General features: G+C 68.9%; 17 protein-coding genes. 3 read left to right on the forward strand and 14 right to left on the reverse strand.

What is annotated here, in order from left to right; all coding sequences use genetic code 11:
• Positions 1 to 28 precede the first annotated feature (28 nt).
• The 8 genes from BN948_RS10270 to BN948_RS10305 all read right to left on the reverse strand — a co-directional run bounded on the left by BN948_RS10270 (position 29) and on the right by BN948_RS10305 (position 7,163).
• Entirely contained in the window at positions 29 to 688 is a 660-nt protein-coding gene (locus BN948_RS10270; protein WP_009519408.1) for an exopolysaccharide biosynthesis protein, read from the reverse strand.
• 81 nt (positions 689 to 769) lie between these two features.
• Positions 770 to 1,774 (reverse strand): sulfate/molybdate ABC transporter ATP-binding protein, encoded by a 1,005-nt coding sequence (locus tag BN948_RS10275; protein WP_009519407.1) that lies wholly within the window; start codon positions 1,772 to 1,774, stop codon positions 770 to 772.
• Positions 1,771 to 2,661 (reverse strand): sulfate ABC transporter permease subunit CysW, encoded by an 891-nt coding sequence (cysW, locus tag BN948_RS10280; RefSeq protein WP_009519406.1) that lies wholly within the window; start codon positions 2,659 to 2,661, stop codon positions 1,771 to 1,773. Before cysW ends, BN948_RS10275 begins: the two co-directional genes overlap by 4 nt.
• Positions 2,658 to 3,533, reverse strand: coding sequence for a sulfate ABC transporter permease subunit CysT (cysT, locus tag BN948_RS10285; RefSeq protein WP_009519405.1), 876 nt, complete (start codon positions 3,531 to 3,533; stop codon positions 2,658 to 2,660). Before cysT ends, cysW begins: the two co-directional genes overlap by 4 nt.
• Positions 3,534 to 3,536: 3 nt before the next feature.
• Positions 3,537 to 4,532, reverse strand: a complete 996-nt coding sequence (locus BN948_RS10290) for a sulfate ABC transporter substrate-binding protein (protein ID WP_009519404.1) — start codon at positions 4,530 to 4,532, stop codon at positions 3,537 to 3,539.
• A 134-nt stretch (positions 4,533 to 4,666) separates the two neighbouring features.
• A complete protein-coding gene (locus BN948_RS10295) occupies positions 4,667 to 4,960 on the reverse strand; it encodes a DUF1330 domain-containing protein (RefSeq protein WP_009519403.1) in 294 nt (97 codons plus the stop codon).
• Positions 4,961 to 5,028: 68 nt separating this feature from the next.
• Positions 5,029 to 6,045, reverse strand: a complete 1,017-nt coding sequence (locus tag BN948_RS10300) for a sulfate ABC transporter substrate-binding protein (RefSeq protein ID WP_009519402.1) — start codon at positions 6,043 to 6,045, stop codon at positions 5,029 to 5,031.
• A 167-nt stretch (positions 6,046 to 6,212) separates the two neighbouring features.
• A complete protein-coding gene (locus BN948_RS10305; RefSeq protein WP_035621575.1) occupies positions 6,213 to 7,163 on the reverse strand; it encodes a LysR family transcriptional regulator in 951 nt (316 codons plus the stop codon).
• 120 nt (positions 7,164 to 7,283) lie between these two features.
• Here BN948_RS10305 and BN948_RS10310 point away from each other — a divergent pair, with 120 nt between their 5' ends.
• Both BN948_RS10310 and BN948_RS10315 read left to right on the forward strand, forming a co-directional pair.
• Positions 7,284 to 8,801 (forward strand): CoA-acylating methylmalonate-semialdehyde dehydrogenase, encoded by a 1,518-nt coding sequence (locus tag BN948_RS10310; RefSeq protein ID WP_009519400.1) that lies wholly within the window; start codon positions 7,284 to 7,286, stop codon positions 8,799 to 8,801.
• A gap of 126 nt (positions 8,802 to 8,927) precedes the next feature.
• Positions 8,928 to 10,586 carry a GMC family oxidoreductase gene (locus tag BN948_RS10315; protein ID WP_009519399.1) on the forward strand — a complete coding sequence of 553 codons (1,659 nt, stop codon included), beginning with the start codon at positions 8,928 to 8,930 and terminating at the stop codon, positions 10,584 to 10,586.
• A 15-nt stretch (positions 10,587 to 10,601) separates the two neighbouring features.
• On the opposite strand, the gene BN948_RS10320 is transcribed toward BN948_RS10315, so the two are convergent.
• Together BN948_RS10320 and BN948_RS10325 are read right to left on the reverse strand one after the other, a co-directional pair.
• Positions 10,602 to 10,934, reverse strand: coding sequence for a hypothetical protein (locus BN948_RS10320; protein WP_009519398.1), 333 nt, complete (start codon positions 10,932 to 10,934; stop codon positions 10,602 to 10,604).
• A 22-nt stretch (positions 10,935 to 10,956) separates the two neighbouring features.
• Positions 10,957 to 12,219, reverse strand: coding sequence for an ammonium transporter (locus BN948_RS10325; RefSeq protein ID WP_009519397.1), 1,263 nt, complete (start codon positions 12,217 to 12,219; stop codon positions 10,957 to 10,959).
• Between the two features lie 269 nt (positions 12,220 to 12,488).
• Between BN948_RS10325 and BN948_RS10330 the strand changes: the two genes are divergently transcribed.
• Complete coding sequence (locus tag BN948_RS10330; RefSeq protein ID WP_009519396.1) at positions 12,489 to 13,247, forward strand: sulfite exporter TauE/SafE family protein; 759 nt, start codon at positions 12,489 to 12,491, stop codon at positions 13,245 to 13,247.
• Positions 13,248 to 13,335: 88 nt separating this feature from the next.
• Here BN948_RS10330 and mrdA read toward each other — a convergent pair whose 3' ends face one another.
• The 4 genes from mrdA to BN948_RS10350 form a co-directional block, all read right to left on the reverse strand.
• Positions 13,336 to 15,303 (reverse strand): penicillin-binding protein 2, encoded by a 1,968-nt coding sequence (gene mrdA, locus BN948_RS10335; RefSeq protein WP_009519395.1) that lies wholly within the window; start codon positions 15,301 to 15,303, stop codon positions 13,336 to 13,338.
• A gap of 107 nt (positions 15,304 to 15,410) precedes the next feature.
• Positions 15,411 to 15,941, reverse strand: a complete 531-nt coding sequence (gene mreD / locus BN948_RS10340; RefSeq protein WP_009519394.1) for a rod shape-determining protein MreD — start codon at positions 15,939 to 15,941, stop codon at positions 15,411 to 15,413.
• A complete protein-coding gene (gene mreC, locus BN948_RS10345) occupies positions 15,938 to 16,873 on the reverse strand; it encodes a rod shape-determining protein MreC (RefSeq protein WP_009519393.1) in 936 nt (311 codons plus the stop codon). The genes mreD and mreC overlap by 4 nt, the downstream gene beginning before the upstream one ends.
• A 27-nt stretch (positions 16,874 to 16,900) precedes the next feature.
• Positions 16,901 to 17,944, reverse strand: coding sequence for a rod shape-determining protein (locus BN948_RS10350; protein WP_009519392.1), 1,044 nt, complete (start codon positions 17,942 to 17,944; stop codon positions 16,901 to 16,903).
• Between the last annotated feature and the right edge of the window lie 154 nt (positions 17,945 to 18,098).

Genomic DNA, 18,098 nt, shown 5'->3' on the forward strand with positions numbered 1-18,098 from the left:
GCGATTCTAGGGGCCGCCCGTGACAGCATCAGGTGGAGAACAGCCAGGCCCAGCCGCGCTGCACCAGGTCGATCGCGAGCTGGCCGAAGGCCACGGTGTAGGCGATCGCGGCGGCGCCCGTCACGGTGGACACGGCCAGGGCCAGGCCGTCGCGGAACAACCAACCCAGGCCCAGCAGCACCAGGCTGGCGCTGGGCAACACGTTGCCGAAGGGCAGGGGCAGGAAGATGATGAAGGCCATCACCGCAATCCACAGGCCCCACCAGCCGCGCGTGCGATCGTGCCGCCAGGCCTGCCAGCGCGGGCTCAGCCAGCGGTCGGCCAGGGCGTAGAGCCAGGCCAGGCCATGCAGGCTGCGGCGCGACCAGAGTTCGTTCAGGGTGAAGCCGCCCAGGGCACCGGGCAGGGCCACGCGCTCGTGGCCGCGTGCCCAGTACCAGCCGAGCGCCACGATGAAGAAGCTGACGAACCAGCCCGCCCCGCCCACCGGGATGAGGGTAAACAGCGAAAGCACCATCACCAGCACCGGCAGCGAGGCCTCGCCGTGAAGGTTCAACAACTCGGTCAGGGTGAGCCGCAGCGGCGCGGTTTCATCCGGATCGTGCGAGCCGCCCAGGCCGTGCGCGCGCCACAGCCGTTCCTGGCGGATGGCGGCGCGGCGCAGACGTCGGGCGAGGCTGTGGTCCATGGGGCGCGGTGATGCTGGTGCCCCTGGATGACCGTTTGACGACAGCGGGGTTCCCGCGCCGCGCCAGCCGGGCGTACGGACTCAGGCCAGGGCCGGGTCCGCGGCGACCAGGGTGGCACGCGGCGAGACCAGCACCGTGTCCCCCTCGCGCAGTCCCAGGGACTGGAACTGCGCCGTGCCCAGGCGGGCCTCGATCAGGTCGTGTCCGCCCGAGGTGCACTCCAGTTCGAGCCGCACCACCGGGTCGAGCACCAGCGCGCGGCGCAGCGTGGCCACCACGGCGCCCGTGGTGTCGGCGCCGGGCAGCAGGCGCTGCACCTCCAGCTCGTGGGGGCGCAGCGGGCGCGTGCCGTCGCCCACGAGTGGCACACCGCCCAGGAAGCGCGCCACGAAGGGTGTGGCCGGGTGTTCCCACACCTCGCGCGGCGAACCCACCTGTTCGATCTTGCCGTGGTTCATCAGCACCACGCGGTCGGCCACTTCCAGGGCCTCTTCCTGGTCGTGCGTGACGAAGATGCTGGTGACGTGCAGCTCGTCGTGCAGGCGGCGCAGCCAGCGGCGCAACTCCTTGCGCACCTGCGCGTCGAGCGCGCCGAAGGGCTCGTCGAGCAGCAGCACCTTGGGCTCCACCGCCAGCGCGCGCGCCAGGGCAATGCGCTGGCGCTGGCCGCCCGAGAGTTGCGCGGGGTAGCGCTCGGCCAGCCAGTCGAGCTGCACCAGCTTGAGCAGCTCGTGCACCTTGGCCTGGATCTGCTTCTCGCTCGGACGTTCGCCGCGCGGCTTCACGCGCAGGCCGAAGGCCACGTTGTCGGCCACCGTCATGTGGCGGAACAGCGCGTAGTGCTGGAACACGAAGCCCACGTTGCGCTCGCGCACGTGCACGTGCGTGCTGTCCTCGCCGCTGATCACGATCTGGCCGGCGTCGGCCGTTTCCAGGCCCGCGATGATGCGCAGCAGCGTGGTCTTGCCGCAGCCCGAGGGGCCCAGCAGGGCCAGCAGTTCGCCGCTTTCGATGTCGAGCTGGATGTTGTCCAGCGCGTGGAAGGTGCCGAAGTGCTTGGAGATGTTCTGGACGTTGATGCTCATGCTTTTGCTCCTGCGGCGACGGCGGTGTCATGGCGCGGCCGCTCGGGCGGCAGTTCGGCCAGGGCCTTGAGTTCGCGCTCCATGCGCCATTCGGCGACCGTCTTGATGACGAGGGTGACGAGTGCCAGCAGCGCCAGCAGCGAAGCCACGGCGAAGGCCGCGACCGACTGGTACTCGTTGTAGAGGACCTCCACGTGCAGCGGCATGGTGTTGGTCTGGCCGCGGATGTGGCCCGAGACCACCGAGACCGCGCCGAACTCGCCCATGGCGCGCGCGTTGCACAGGATCACGCCGTAGATCAGGCCCCACTTGATGTTGGGCAGCGTCACGTGCCAGAAGGTCTGCCAGCCGGTCGCGCCCAGCACCTGCGCGGCCTGCTCCTCCTCGTTGCCCTGCGCCTGCATCAGCGGAATGAGTTCACGCGCGATGAAAGGGAAGGTGACGAAGACGGTGGCCAGGATGATGCCGGGCACGGCGAAGACGATCTTGATGTCGTGCTCGGCCAGCCAGGGGCCCAGCCAGCCCTGCGCGCCGAACACCAGCACGTAGATCAGGCCCGCCACCACCGGTGACACCGAGAACGGCAGGTCGATCAGCGTGGTGAGGAAGGCCTTGCCACGGAATTCGAACTTGGCCACCGCCCAGGCCGCGGCCACGCCGAACACCAGGTTCAGCGGCACGGCCACGGCGGCGGTGATCAGCGTCAGGCGGATGGCGGCCCAGGCATCGGGCTCCTTCAGCGCCTCCCAGTAGGCTTCCCAGCCCTTGCGCAGCGCCTCGGTGAACACCGCGGCCAGCGGCAACACCAGGAACAGCGCCATGAAGACCAGGGCGATGGCGATGAGCGTGCGGCGCACCCAGGGCGCCTCGGTTCGTACAACGCTCATGCCATGGCTCCGCCGCTGCGCTGGCGCTGCCAGGCCTGCAGGCCGTTGATGACCAGCAGCAGGATGAAGGAGATGAGCAGCATGACGGTGGCCACGGCGGTGGCGCCCGCGTAGTCGTACTGCTCCAGCTTGGAGATGATGATCAGCGGCGTGATCTCCGACACCATGGGCATATTGCCGGCGATGAAGATCACCGAGCCGTACTCACCCACGGCGCGAGCGAAGGCCATGGCGAAACCCGTGAGCAGCGCCGGCGCGATGCTCGGGAAGATCACGCGCCAGAAGATCTGCCAGCGCGTGGCACCCAGGCTGCTGGCGGCTTCTTCCAGTTCCTTCTCGGTGTCTTCCAGCACCGGCTGCACCGTGCGCACCACGAAGGGCAGGCCAATGAAGATGAGCGCGATGACCACGCCGTTGGGGTTGAAGGCGAGCTGGATGCCCAGCGGCGCGAAGTACTGGCCGACCCAGCCGTTGTCGGCCAGAAGCGCGGTGAGCGAGATGCCGGCCACGGCCGTTGGCAGCGCGAAGGGCAGGTCCACCAACGCATCGACGATCTTCTTGCCCGGAAAGCTGTAGCGCACCAGCACCCAGGCCACCAGCAAGCCGAACACCACGTTCACCAGCGCCGCGATCAGCGAGGCGCCAAAGGTCAGGCGGTAAGAGGCCAGCACACGCGGCGAGGCCACGGCCTCCCAGAACTGCGGCCAGGTCAGCGACAGCGTCTTGAAGACCAGTGCCGACAACGGGATCAGCACGATCAGGCTCAGGTAGAGCAACGTGTAGCCCAGGGTGATGTTGAAGCCCGGCAGCACCCGGCGCGCGGGGCGCCGCGCGCCGGGTGCTGCCGCGAGGGGCAGCGAGGCGGCGGTCATGGCTCAGCGGACCGTGTAGAGCTGGTCGAACTTGCCGCCGTCGTTGAAGTGGGTCTTCTGCGCCTCGGCGAAGGAGCCGAAGTACTGCTCGACGGTGAACAGCTTGACGGGTTTGAACACGTCGGCGTGCTTCTTGAGCACCGCCTCGGAACGCGGGCGGATGTTGTGCTTCGCCGCGATCTCCTGGCCCTGTTCGGTGTAGAGGAAATCGAGGTAGGCCTTGGCGTCGGCGGCCGTGCCCTTCTTGTTCACCGTGCGCTCGACGATGGCCACCGGGTTCTCGGCCACGATGCTCGCGCTCGGGTGGATGGCGTCGACCTTGCCGGTGCCGAACTCGCGGTCCACCGACACCACCTCGGATTCGAAGGTGATCAGCACGTCGCCCACGTTGCGCTGCAGGAAAGTGCCGGTGGCGTCACGCCCGCCGCGCGCCAGCACCGGCACGTTGGCGTAGAGCTTCTTCACGAACTCGGCGGCCTGTGCGTCGGTGCCGCCCTTGGCGCGCACCTGGCCCCAGGCCGCCAGGTAGGCGTAGCGGCCGTTGCCGCCGGTCTTGGGGTTGACCACCACCACCTGCACGCCGGGCTTGATCAGGTCGTCCCAGTCCTTGATGTTCTTGGGGTTGCCGTTGCGCACCAGGAACAGCATGGTGGACGTGGTGGGCGCGGCATTGTTCGGGAATTTCTGGCGCCAGTCCTTGGCGACCACGCCCTTGTCGGCGAGGAAGTCGACGTCGGTGGTGGTGTTCATGGTGACCACGTCGGCCTCCAGGCCGTCGGCCACGGCGCGCGCCTGGGCGCTGGAGCCCGCGTGCGACTGGTTCACCACCACGGTCTTGCCGGCCTTCTTCTGCTGCTCCACGAAGGCGGTGTTGATGTCCTTGTAGAACTCGCGCGCCACGTCATACGAGACGTTGAGCAGTGTGGTGCTCTGGGCCGAGGCCAGGGTGCTGAGGGCCAGCCCGAGGGCGGCGACGGTGGTGCGCAGTGCGGTGTTCATGGTCGAAAACTCTTGGTGTCCAGGGGCAGGACGGGCATTCTGGAAGTGCCCTTCACAAAAGCAAACGACAGTTTTCTTGTTTCTTCATGCCGGGACGGCATAAGAAACGGCGGCCACCGGCCGCCGGTCGACGCTCAGGCGATGGCTTCGATGATGCGGATGTCGCGCTCGGCGCCGTCGCCCAGGGCCTGCAGCGCCTCCTGATAGGCGGGGCTGTCGTGTGCCGCAATGGCTTGGTCCACGCTGTCGAACTCGATCAGCACGGCGCGCTGCTGCACGGCCGCCTCGTACACCTGCGCGGGCATGCCGCGCGCCAGAAAGCGCGCGCCAAACGCCTGCAGGGCCGGCCCCGCCAGTTGGGCATAGGCCGCCAGAGCGGCAGGGTCGCTGATCGATCGGTAGGTGGCCATCCAGTAAGCCTTGGGCATGGGGGGATCTCCTCGTTGGTTGATGTGGGCCTTCAACGGCGCGAGGATTGTCGCTCCCCTGCGAAGACCTACTTGCGGGTGTAGATCTGGTCGAAGCTGCCGCCGTCGGCGAAGTGCACCTTGGCCGCCTGGTCCCAGCCGCCGAACGCGGCGTCGATGGTGAACAGGTTGAGCTTGGGCAACTGCTTGGCGTACTTGGCCTGGGCCTTCTCGGAGCGAGGACGATAGAAGTGCTTGCCGATGATGTCCTGCGCCTCCTCGGTGTAGAGGAACTCCAGGTAGGCCTGGGCCACGGCGCGCGTGCCTTTCTTGTCCACGTTCTTGTCGACCACGGTCACGGCCGGCTCGGCCAGGATGGACAGGGAGGGGTAGACGAAGTCCACCTTGTTGCCGAACTCCTTCTCCAGCAGGTAGGCCTCGTTTTCCCAGCTGATGAACACGTCGCCCTGGTTGCGCTGCGCGAAGGTGACGGATGAGCCGCGCGCGCCGGTGTCCAGCACGGGCACGTTGGCGTAAAGCTTGGCCACGAATTCCTTGGCTTTCTCGTCGCCGCCGTACTTGCGCTTGGCGAACTCCCAGGCGGCCAGGTAGTTCCAGCGCGCGCCGCCCGAGGTCTTGGGGTTGGGCGTGATGACCTTGACGTCGGGGCGGATCAGGTCGTCCCAGTCCTTGATGTTCCTGGGGTTCCCGGCGCGAACCACCAGCACGATGGTGGAGGTGTAGGGCGAGCTGTTCTGCGGCAGGCGCTTCTGCCAGTCCTTGGGCACCCACTGGCCGTTGGTGTGCAGGGCGTCGGTGTCGCCGGCCAGGGCCAGGGTGGCCACGTCGGCGTCCAGGCCGTCGATGATGGAACGCGCCTGGCGGCCCGAGCCGCCGTGCGACTGCTTGATGGTCACGTCCTGACCGGTCTTGGCCTTCCAGTGTTTGGCAAAGGCGGCGTTGTACTCGACGTAGAGCTCGCGCGTGGGGTCGTAGCTGACGTTGAGCAGGGTCACGGGCGCGGGCGCCTGGGCCTGGGCGGCGCCCAGCGTGAGGGTGAGGGCGGCGGCGCCCAGGGAGGTCAGCAGGTGGCGGCGGGTGTTCATGGTTGGTTCCTTGTGCGGTCGGGTGAAGGGCGGCGCTGGTGTCAGCGACAAGGGTCAGCGACAAGGCCGCGATGTTCACGAGAAGCCGGCGAACAAGGAACGAATACGTTTTTGGTTGTTTATGACGAAAACATCTATGGACGCCGCCTCGGTTGCTATATGAAAACTCATGGCCGCAGCGGAAAACCCTCCGCCAGCGCCTCGCGCAACCACGCCACGAACACCGACACCGCGCGCGGCACATGGCTGGCGTACGGCCGGATGGCGTAGAGGTGGTCGCTGAAGGTGCCAACCGCTTGCCAGTCCGGCAGCACCTCCACCAGCTTGCCGGCGCGCAGCGCGGCCTGCGCACTGAAGTCCGGCAACAGCGCAATGCCCAGGCCGGCGAGGGCCGCCTCGCGCAGGGCCTCGCTGTTGTTGGCGCCGAACGGCCCGGCCACCGCCACAGTGATGCGTGGGGCGCTGGTCTTGCGGCGCCCTTCGGCGGGCAGGAAGTGCCAGGCCGGCGTGTCCTGCGCGCGCGGGTAGTGCAGGCAGTCGTGGCCCGTCAGGTCCTGCGGCGCGGCTGGGGTGCCCCAGCGGCGCAAGTAGGCGCGGCTGGCCACCAGCACCGAGCGCGTGCGGCACAGCGTCCAGGCCACGTGCGTGTCGGGCGGCGCGGCGGTGTGGCGGATGGCGAGGTCGAAGCCTTCGGTGGCCAGCGAGCTCAGGCGGTCGGACAGGTCGAGCTCGATGCGGATGCCGGGGTGCTCGCGCAGGAACTCGGCGATGCGCGGCACGAGTTGCTGCCGTGCGAAGGCCACGGGTGCCGTCACACGTACCAGGCCCGCGGGCACCTCGGCCAGATCGCGCACGCTGGCGAAGCCTTGCGCGATGCGCTCGAAGGGCTCGCGCAGGCCATCGACCAGGCGCTGGCCGGCCTCGGTCAGGCGCACGCTGCGCGTGGTGCGCTGCACCAAAGGCACGCCGGCCGCGCGTTCAAGTTCGCTGATGTGCTGGCTCATGGCGGCCTTGCTCACGCCCAGGCGCTGCGCCGCCGCCGTGTAGCTGCCGTGCTGCGCCAGCACGGTGAGCCAATGCAGGTGCGACCAGAGATGTTCGACTTTTTCCAGACTCATGGCTACATTGTTCACCATGGCAAACAATGCGTTCAAGTCTGTAGCCTAGGCAGAACGGGGCCCACTGCCTAGAGTGGCGGACCGCCTCTCGATTGGCTTTTGACCGCAGGGACCGCCGCCATGACCACGAACCCCACTTCCATCGCCCACTTCATCGGCGGCCGCGTCGCGGCCGGCTCGTCCGCGCGTGTGCAGGACGTGACCAACCCCGCCACCGGCGGCGTCACCGGCCGCGTGGCGCTGGCCAACGCGGCCGACGTGGACGCCGCCGTGGCCGCCGCGCAAGCCGCTTTCCCTGCGTGGGCCGACACGCCGCCGATCCGCCGCGCGCGGGTGATGTTCAAGTTCCTCGAACTCGTGAACCAGCACAAGGACGATCTGGCGAAGCTGATCACCAGCGAGCACGGCAAGGTGTTCACCGACGCGCAGGGCGAGGTCGCGCGCGGCATCGACATCATCGAGTTCGCTTGCGGCATTCCGCAGTTGCTCAAGGGCGACTTCACCGACCAGGTGTCCACCGGCATGGATAACTGGACCCTGCGCCAGCCGCTGGGTGTGGTGGCGGGCATCACGCCCTTCAACTTCCCGGTGATGGTGCCCATGTGGATGTTCCCGGTGGCCATCGCCGCGGGCAACTGCTTCGTGCTCAAGCCCAGCCCCATCGACCCCTCGGCCTCGCTGTTCATGGGCGAGCTCCTCAAGCGGGCCGGCCTGCCCGATGGCGTGTTCAACGTGGTGCAGGGCGACAAGGAGGCAGTGGATGCGCTGCTGGTGCACCCCGACGTGAAGGCCATCAGCTTCGTCGGCTCCACGCCCATCGCCAACTACATCTACGAAACCGGTGCGCACCACGGCAAGCGCGTGCAGGCCCTGGGCGGCGCCAAGAACCACATGGTGGTGATGCCCGACGCCGACCTCGACCAGGCGGTGGACGCGCTCATCGGCAGCGCCTACGGCAGCGCGGGCGAGCGTTGCATGGCCATCAGCGTGGCCGTGCTGGTGGGCGACGTGGCCGAGAAGATCATGCCCAAGCTGATCGAACGCACGAAGACGCTCAAGGTGCTGGACGGCATGAACCTCGCGGCCGAGATGGGCCCCATCGTCACGGCCGCCGCGCACCAGCGCATCAGCGGCTACATCGACGCGGGCGCGAAGGAAGGCGCGAAGCTGCTGGTGGACGGCCGCGGCTTCGATGGCGCATCGACCGGCAAGGGCTGCGACAAGGGCTTCTGGATGGGCGGCACCCTGTTCGACCACGTCAGCACCGACATGAAGATCTACAAGGAAGAGATCTTCGGCCCCGTGCTGAGCTGCGTGCGCGTGCCCGACTTCGCGCAGGCGGTGCAGATCATCAACGACCACGAGTTCGGCAACGGCGTCTCCTGCTTCACGCGCGACGGCAACGTGGCGCGCGAGTTCGCGCGGCGCATCCAGGTGGGCATGGTGGGCATCAACGTGCCCATTCCCGTGCCCATGGCCTGGCAGGGCTTCGGCGGCTGGAAGAAAAGCCTGTTCGGCGACATGCACGCGTATGGCGAGGAGGGCGTGCGCTTCTACACGAAGCAGAAGAGCATCATGCAGCGCTGGCCCGAAAGCATCGGCAAGGGAGCGGAGTTCGTCATGCCGACGGCGAAATAGGCTCCCCCCTGCGCGCCTTCGGCGCTTCCCCCCGGAGGGGGGACGCAGCCTGAGGACCGGCAAAGCCGGATCCTCGGCCGCCTCGGCGTCCTCTCCGGTAGCACAACAAGGATCGCGAGACAAGGCATGAGCGACACCACCTTCGACTTCATCGTCATCGGTGCCGGCACGGCCGGTTGCCTGCTGGCCAACCGCCTGAGCGCCGACCCGACGAAGCGCGTGCTGCTGGTGGAGGCCGGCCGCAAGGACGACTACCACTGGATCCACATCCCGGTGGGCTACCTCTACTGCATCGGCAACCCGCGCACCGACTGGCTCTACCAGACCGAGCCCGACCCCGGCCTCAATGGCAGGCGCCTGCGCTACCCGCGCGGCAAGACCCTGGGCGGCTGCTCCAGCATCAACGGCATGATCTACATGCGCGGCCAGCGGCGCGACTACGAGCACTGGGCCGAGGCCACCGGCGACGACGCCTGGCGTTGGGACGCCTGCCTGCCCGACTTCACCGCGCACGAGGACCACTACCGCCTGGACGCCGCGCACGACCCGGCGTTCGCCGCGCTGCACGGCAACGGCCGCCGTGGCAGCACCGGCGAATGGCGCGTGGAGAAGCAGCGCCTGCGCTGGGACATCCTCGATGCTTTCGCGGCCGCTGCGCAGCAGGCCGGTGTACCTGCCACGCCCGACTTCAACACCGGCGACAACGAGGGCGTGGGCTATTTCGAGGTGAACCAGAAGGCGGGCTGGCGCTGGAACGCGTCCAAGGCCTTTCTGCGCCCGGTGCAGCGACGACCCAACCTCACGGTGTGGACCGAGACGCTGACCGAGCGCCTGCGGTTCGAACGCGATGCCAGCGGCGCGCCGCGCTGCACCGGCGCCGAGCTGCGCCGCGGCGGTGAGCGCCTCACCGTGAACGCCACGGGGGAGGTGGTGCTCAGTGCGGGCAGCATCGGCTCGCCCGCGATTCTGCAGCGCTCGGGCGTGGGCCCCGCCGGGCTGCTGCGCCAACACGGCATCGACGTGCAACACGAACTGAAGGGTGTGGGCGAGAACCTGCAGGACCACCTGCAGATCCGCGCCGTCTACAAGGTGCAGGGTGCGCCCACGCTCAACGTGCTGGCCAGTTCCTTGTGGGGCAAGGCCCGCATCGGCCTGGAGTACGCGCTGTCGCGCAGCGGGCCCATGAGCATGTCGCCCAGCCAGCTCGGCGCCTTCACGCGCAGCTCGCCCGACCAGCCGCACGCGAACCTGGAGTACCACGTGCAACCGCTGAGCCTGGACGCCTTCGGCGAACCCTTGCACGCCTTCCCCGCCTTCACCGCGAGCGTGTGCAACCTCAACCCCACCAGCCGCGGCCACGTGCGCATCACCGGCGCCGACCCCGAGGCCGCGCCCGCCATCGCGCCGCTGTACCTGGCCACCGATGAAGACCGCCGCGTGGCCGCCGACAGCCTGCGCGTGACGCGTCGCATCGTGGCGCAGCCTGCGCTGGCGCCCTTCAAGCCCGAGGAGTTCAAGCCCGGCCCGCAGTACCAGAGCGACGAGGAGCTTGCCCGCCTGGCCGGTGACATCGCCAGCACCATCTTCCACCCCGTGGGCACCACGAAGATGGGTCGCGCGGACGACGACATGGCCGTGGTGGACAGCCACCTGCGCGTGATCGGCGTGAAAGGCCTGCGCGTGGTGGACGCGGGCGTCATGCCCACCATCACCAGTGGCAACACCAACAGCCCCACGTTGATGATCGCGGAGAAGGCGGCGCGCTGGATCCGCGCGCACGCCTGAGGCCCTCGTCCAGCCTCAGCGCAGACCGCCGACGTACTTGTGTTCCTCGCTCGGGGGCGGTGCCGACGCGGGAGGCGCTGCCGCACGCAGCGCCTCGGCCGCCACGTCCAGCATGGTCTTGCGCGGCGCGGCCCCCATGTTGACGATGGCCGCTTCCAGCTTGTCTGCCCAGGGCAGCAGGTCCACGTGCCCGTCGGCGGCGGCCTTTTCGCGCGTGAAGCGCACGATGGCGCGCGCGTACTCCACGTTGGTCGCGAGCCACTCGGTGTCGGTGACGCGCCCGGTCCTGCGCCGCAGCAGCACGTGCAGGTGCGCCGCGATGGCGAACAGCTCACTGGTGTTGCTCATGCTCCTGCCCGCTCCCAGCCGCTCAGCCGCCCAGGCGCTCGTTGTGCAGGGACGCGTCCAGCCCCTGGCGCTCGTCGTCCGCGCGCACCCGCAAGCCCGCGAAGCGCGAGACGATGAAGAGCACCACCGTGGTCATCACCAGGCTGTAGGCCAGGACTGCCACACAGGCAATCAGCTGGGTGAGCAGGCTGCCCTCCAGCCCCGAGATCGCCGGGTCGGCCAGCACGCCGGTGAGCAAAGCGCCCACCAGGCCGCCCACGCCGTGCACGCCGAAGACATCGAGCGAGTCGTCGGCGCGCAGCAGGCGTTTGAGGCCGGTGGCACCCCAGTAGCAGGCGAAGCCAGCCACCACACCGATGAGCAGGGCCGAGCGCGGGCCCACGAAGCCGGCGGCCGGAGTGATGGCCACCAGGCCCGCCACCACGCCCGAGCACAGCCCCAGCAGCGTCGCGCGCTTGCGGGCCCACCACTCGGCCGCCATCCAGGCCAGCGCGCCGGCGGCGGCGGCGATGTGCGTGACCGCGATGGCCAGCCCCGCGCGGCCATCGGCCGCCAGGGCGGAGCCGCCGTTGAAGCCGAACCAGCCCACCCACAGCAGGCCGGTGCCGGCCATGGTGAGGCCCAGGTTGAAGGGCAGGAAGGGCTCGCGCCCGTACCCCTGGCGTGGGCCCAGCGCGTAGGCGCAGACCAGGGCGGCGGCGCCGGCGTTGATGTGCACCACCGCGCCGCCCGCGAAATCGAGCGCACCGAGTTGCGCCAGCCAGCCGCCGGGCTCCCACACCCAGTGCGCAATGGGCGCGTAGACCAGCAGCAGCCACAGGCCGGCGAAGGCGAGCAGGGCGCCGAACTTCATGCGCTCCACCAGGGCGCCCACCACCAGGGCGCAGGTGATGACCGCAAAACTGAGCTGGAACATGGCGAACACCGACTCGGGCAAGTGCGGCGCGATGTGGCTCACGGCCACCTGACCGCTTTGGCCCAGGTGGTCGAGCCCCGCGAAGCCGGCACGCGAGAGCCCCCCGATGAATCCCCCGAACGAGCCTCCAGGTGTGAAGGCCAGTGAGTAAGCGATCGCAAACCAGAGGACGCTGACCAGGGCGGCGATGCCCATCACGCTGGCCATGGTGTTGATGACGTTGAAGCGGCGCACCATGCCGCCGTAGAACAGGCCAATGCCCGGCAGGGTCATGAGCAGCACCAGGGCGGTGCTCACCATCACCCAGGCGGTGTCGGCGGCGGAAAGGCTGTCCAGCGCCGCCAGGGCGGGGCCGCTGATGTCTGGCATACGAATCCCCCAACGTGGTTGTGCGCGGCGTGGTGCATTTCCTGTGCCAGGACCGGCCCGGTGCAAGGGAAACCCCGGATGCACCCAGGCGGTGCAAGCCGCTACAGTCCCTGTATTGCCTGGTGCTCGGTAGGGTATTCAGGACGTTGGAGACCGAGGAGACAATCCCGTACCGGCATCGCCGGACACGCCGCACCGGCACCCCCGACAGAGCCGACCCAAAAGGTCGGCTCTTTCTTTTTTGGGGCGCGGCGACAATCGCGGCCGTTATGGACTTGCTGCTTGTCTCGCTGGCCTCGCTGCTGGCCGGTTTCGTGGACTCGATCGTGGGCGGGGGCGGGCTGATCCTCGTGCCCGCGATGTTCGCGGTCTTCCCCAATACCCACCCGGCCACGCTGTTCGGCATCAACAAGGGGGCGGCCGTGCTGGGCACGGCGGCGGCCACGGTGCAGTACGCGCGGCGGGTGGACATGCCCTGGCGTTCGTTGCTGCCGGCGGCGGGCGCGGCCTTCATCGGGGCGATGGCGGGGGCCTGGACGGTCACGGTGATCTCGCCCGACTTCCTGCGCCGCGCGTTGCCCTTCGTGCTGGGCGCCGTGCTGGCCTATACGTTGATGCGCAAGGACCTGGGCCACGCGCACGACCCGGCCTTCGCCGGTCGGCGGCTGACGGCGGCGGCCAGCCTGATGGGTGCGGTCATCGGCTTCTATGACGGCTTCTTCGGCCCGGGCACGGGCAGCTTCTTCGTCTTCCTGTTCGTGCGCTGGCTGGGCTTCGACTTCCTGCACGCCAGCGCCAGCGCCAAGCTGCTGAATACGGCCTCCAACCTGGCGGCGCTGCTGCTGTTCGCGCTCAAGGGCCACGTGTGGTGGCACTATGCGCTGGTGATGGCGCTGGCCAACGTGGTGGGCAGCCTGGCCGGCACGCGTCTGGCGCTCAAGCACGGCAGCGGCTTCGTGCGCTGGGTGTTCATCGTGGTGGTCGGGGCCCTCATACTGAAGACCACGTACGACGCCTGGCTGAAATGAAGCCCCCACGCTCCGCCGCTGCGCGGGTCGCTGCCCCCCCGAGGGGGCTGATCCGCCTTGGGGCGGCCCGGCGGCGGATCGGGCCGGCTTACTGCGGTGCCACCAGGGGCGCGGGTGGCCACGGCACTTCGCTGACCTGGCGCGGCGTGCCCTGCGGCGGGCCGCCGCCGCCCGACTGCACGGACGCGATGTCCTGCTCACTGGGGTACTGGCCCAGCAGGAGGTAGTCGAACACCCGGCGCGCGATGGGGGCGGCCGCGGCGGCGCCAAAACCGGCGTTTTCCACGATCACCGCCAGGGCCACGCGCGGCGCGTCGGCCGGGGCGAAGGCCAGGTAGAGCGAGTGGTCGCGCTGGTGCTCTTCCAGCTTGCGGGCGTCGTAGCGCTCGCGCTGGCCGATGGTGACGGCCTGCGCCGTGCCCGTCTTGCCGCCGCTGGTGTAGCCGGCGCCCGAGAACACGCGCGCCGAGGTGCCCTCGGTGGTGACGGCCTGCATGGCGCTGAGCACGGCGCGCACGTGCTCGGGCTTGAAGTTCAGGTTCTCGGTGGGGGGCGCGGGCAGGGGGTCGACCTGCCCCGTGAGCGGGTTGCGCCGCGCCAGCGACAGGTGCGGCGCGTGCTTGACGCCGCCATTGGCCAGCGTGGCCATGGCGTTGGCCATCTGCAGCATGGTGAAGTTGTTGTAGCCCTGGCCGATGCCCAGCGAGATGGTTTCGCCGGCGTACCAGCGCTGCTGGTCGGGCCGCTTGTAGGTGTTGCGCTTCCACTCCTGGCTGGGCAGCACGCCACGCACCTCGCCCTTGAGGTCGATGCCGGTGATCTGGCCGATGCCCAGGGGCTTCATGAAGTCGTGAATGGCGTCCACGCCCATCTCGTTGGCCAGCGAGTAGTAGTAGACGTTGCTCGACTTGATGATGCTGCGGCGCAGGTCCACCGCGCCCAGCCCGCCGTCGCCGTGGCTGCGGAAGCGGTGGTTGCCCAGCATCCAGTAGCCGGGGTCGTTGATGACCGTTTCGGCCTTGCGCGCGCCGGTTTCCAGCGCGGCCATGGCCATGAAGGGCTTGTAGGTGGATCCCGGTGGGTAGGTGCCGCGCAGGGCGCGGTTGAGCAGCGGCTTGTCGAGCGACTCGTTGAGGGCGCGCCAGTTCTCCACGTCAATGCCCTCGACGAAGAGGTTGGGGTCGAAGGTGGGCTTGGAGACGAAGGCCAGCACCTCGCCGTTGCGCGGGTCGATGGCCACCAGCGCGCCGCGCCGATCGCCATACAGCGCCTCCACCAGGTGCTGCAGCTTGACGTCGATGGTGAGCACGACGGTGTCGCCCGGCGTGGGCGGCGTGGCCGCGAGCGAGCGCACCGCGCGTCCGCCGGCCGAGGTTTCCACGCGCTCGAAGCCGGTGGCGCCGTGCAGCAACTGCTCATGCTGCTGCTCGGCCCCCAGCTTGCCGATGTACTCGGTGCCGCGGTAATTGGCCTGCTCTTCCTCGGGCCAGTCGGCGATGAGCTCCTTTTCGCGCTGATTGATGCGGCCGATGTAGCCGATCACGTGGCTGGCCGTTTCGCCGTTGGGGTAGTGGCGCAGCAGGCGCGCGCGCACCTCGACGCCGGGAAAGCGGAAGCGCTGAGCGGTGAAGCGGGCCACCTCCTCGTCGCTCAGGCGGGTGCGGATGGGCAGCGAGTCGAAGCGGTGCGACTCCTCGAGCAGTTTGCGAAAGCGGCGTTCGTCGCGTGGGCCGATGTCGACCAGCTCGCGCAGGCCGCTGATGGTGTCGTCCAGGTCCTCGATCAGCGAGGGCGTGAGTTCCAGTGTGTAGGCCGAGTAGTTGCTGGCCAGCACGCGGCCGTCGCGGTCGACGATCTGGCCGCGGTTGGGCACCACCGGCAGCACCGCCGTGCGGTTGCTCTCGGCCTGGGCCATGTACTCCTCGTGCTTGTGCACCTGCAGCCAGACCATGCGTGAGACGATGAGCCCGAAGGCGAACAGCACCGCCAGCGCCATCACGATGACGCGCTTGCGAAACTGCCAGATGTCCGCGTCGACGTTTCGCAACTCAGTCATGGCTCGATTCCACGGGTCAAACCCAGGGGCACCACGGAACCGGCTTTGCCGGGCCGTGGGTGCCGCCCCCTTGAGGGGGTCGCGCAGAGCGCGGCGGGGGTGTCCATCTATATCGGTCGGTTGTCGTCCGGATCGGGGGCGCGGCGCTGCGGGGCCAGCAGCATCACCGTCACCACGGGCCACAGCATGGCCTCGATCAATGGCGAAAGGAAGTAGGGCCAGCCCGGGAAGCTGCCGCCGCCGAGCAGGCGCACCACCATGCCCAGCAGATGCGCCACCACGAACAACGGCAGCACCTGAAGCGACTGCTGCAGCACCGGGAACCACAGCAGGCGCCGGTGCATGGCCACGGCGCCGAAGGCCATGACGGTGTAGGCCAGCGCGTGCTGGCCGAGCAGGGAGCCCTGGTGCACGTCCATGGCCAGGCCGAAGAAGAAGGCCGTGCCCACACCGATGCGCAGCGGCTGATGCACGCACCAGAACACCAGCGTGAGGGCGAGCAGGTCGGGCACCCAGGCGGCGCGGCCGAACAGGCCCATGTTCATCAGCATGTTCAGCGCCAGCGCGACAAGCAGGCTGAACCAGATGAAGACGGTGTTGGCGGGCAGCAGCAGCTGCTGGCCGGGGCGCATGATCATGGCGTTCTCCCCTTGCCTCCGACCTTGCCCGCTGCGGGCGCGGGCGCAGGTGCGGCGGTGGGTGGTTCGGGCGGCGGGGCGCCTGCGGGCTCCAGCACCAGCACGTGCAGCGCGCCGTCCATGCGGGCCAGGGGTTCGGCGCGAATGCGCATGAAGGACGAGCCGCTCTGGCGTTCCACCACCGTCACCCGCGCCACCGGCAGGCCCGGCGGATAGACCGCGTCCACGCCGCTGGTGGTGAGCAGGTCGCCTTCGCGGATGTCGGTCTCGGCCAGGGTGTAGCGCAGCGCCAGGCCGTCGCCGTCGCTGGCGGGTTCGCCATAGGCCACGCTGCGCACGCCGGAGCGCACGTCAAGCACGGGAATGGCCTGGTCGCGGTCCACCAGCAGGCTGACCTCGGCGATCAGCGGGTACACGCGCGTGACCTGGCCCAGTACGCCCGATTCGTCGATCACCGGCGCGCCGGCCTGCACACCGTGTGTCTGGCCGCGGTCGATGACCACGCGACGGGAGTACGGGTCGGCGGCGTCGTAGACGACCTGGGCGCCGATGGCCTGCGAGGTGGTGCGCTCGCGCATCGACAGCAGCTGGCGCAGGCGCTGGTTCTCGTCGAGCAGTTGCTCCACCTGCAGGCTGCGCACCGCCTGGTCGGCCAGGCGCCGCGCGGCGTCGGCTTCGTTCTGTTGTGCGGTGTGCAGCGAGCTGACGTAACCGCCGGCGGCGCCCACCAGCAACACCGGTTGCAGCACGGCCCATTGCACCGGGTACAGCACCGTGGCCAGCGCTGCGCGCACGGGTTGCGTCACCCGAAAGCGCAGGTCGGCCACCATGAGGAACAGCGCGATGGCGCTGAACACCACGAGCTTGGACAGGGCCGAGGGGCCCTGCTTGAAGAACGGCGGTGGGGTGCGGTCCAGCGTGCCCAGTGGCATGGTGGCTCGCCGCGCGGAACGCGGCCCTTATTCGCTGGTGAAGATCGTGCCCAGGCGCTCCATGCGCTCCAGGGCCATGCCGCAGCCGCGCACCACGCAGGTGAGGGGCTCTTCGGCCACCAGCACGGGCAGGCCGGTTTCTTCGGCCAGCAGGCGGTCGAGGTCGCGCAGCAGCGCGCCGCCACCGGTGAGCATCATGCCGCGCTCGGCGATGTCGGCGCCCAGTTCGGGCGGGGTCTGCTCCAGCGCGTTCTTCACCGCGCTGACGATCTGGTTGAGCGGCTCGGTGAGCGCTTCCAGCACCTCGTTGGAGCTGATGGTGAAGCTGCGCGGCACGCCCTCGGAAAGGTTGCGGCCCTTGACCTCCATCTCGCGCACTTCCGAACCCGGGAAGGCGGAGCCGATTTCCTTCTTGATCGCCTCGGCCGTGGGCTCGCCGATCAGCATGCCGTAGTTGCGGCGGATGTAGGCAATGATGGCGTCGTCGAACTTGTCGCCGCCGACGCGCACGCTGCCCTTGTAGACCATGCCGCCCAGGCTGATGACGCCCACCTCGGTGGTGCCGCCGCCGATGTCGACCACCATGGAGCCCGACGCATCCGACACCGGCAGGCCGGCGCCGATGGCCGCGGCCATGGGTTCCTCGATCAGGTAGACCTCGCTGGCGCCGGCGCCCAGGGCCGATTCGCGGATGGCGCGGCGCTCCACCTGGGTGGAGCCGCAGGGCACGCAGATGATGATGCGCGGGCTCGGCTTGAACATCGAGCGCGGGTGCACCATCTTGATGAACTGCTTGAGCATCTGCTCGGTGACGGTGAAGTCGGCGATCACGCCATCCTTCATCGGGCGGATGGCCTCGATGTTGCCGGGCACCTTGCCGAGCATGGCCTTGGCTTCGCGGCCCACGGCCTGGATGGTCTTCTTGCCCTGCGGACCGCCTTCGTGGCGGATGGACACGACCGAGGGCTCGTCGAGCACGATGCCCTTGTTGCGGACGTAGATGAGGGTGTTGGCGGTGCCGAGGTCGATGGCCAGGTCGGTCGAGAAACTCCGACGGAACGCTTCAAACATGGTGGGTGAATCCTGTGGAATGCGTGCGCTCACGCGAGCGCGTGCAGCCGGGGGTGGGGCCGAAGATCGGGCCGGGCATCGGGGGCTAAGTGATTGATTCGGTGACGAAAACCGGGCCAAAAGGGCGCTTTCGCCGAACGCTGGATAATACCCG

This window comes from Hydrogenophaga intermedia (assembly GCF_000723405.1).
Taxonomy (GTDB): Bacteria; Pseudomonadota; Gammaproteobacteria; order Burkholderiales; family Burkholderiaceae_C; genus Hydrogenophaga; species Hydrogenophaga intermedia.